Here is a 288-nt window from a genome sequence, read left to right as displayed (position 1 = left end):
GGCCCGCGCGGCGAAGACAGCGGGCGTGGTGTTCCGGGCGGTCGTCGCGGACTGCGCCTACGGCGACCACAACACCTCCCGCGCTGAACTGTCCGACGCCCGCCTGCCGTTCGTGATGGCCCTCAAACGCGGCCATGGCACCTGGCAGTACAAAAACGCCTTCCTGACCCGTCGATGCCGCCCGCGAACTGGCCTGGCACGGCCCCGACCGGAGCGGCGACTGGCAGCTGGTGACCCGCAACTTCCGTGACGGACGCACCGCGACCTGGTGGGCCGCCGATGCCCAGC

General features: G+C 71.5%; 1 pseudogene. It reads left to right on the top strand.

Features of this window, described 5'->3' with window-relative positions:
- Positions 1-250, top strand: a pseudogene (locus tag KVT44_RS55995) (hypothetical protein); the annotation flags it as partial.
- Positions 251-288 lie beyond the last annotated feature (38 nt).

It is taken from the genome of Streptomyces sp. GbtcB7, from assembly GCF_019091445.1.
GTDB classification, from domain to species: domain Bacteria; phylum Actinomycetota; class Actinomycetes; order Streptomycetales; family Streptomycetaceae; genus Streptomyces; species Streptomyces mirabilis.
This window is presented reverse-complemented; position numbering and strand designations above follow the sequence as displayed.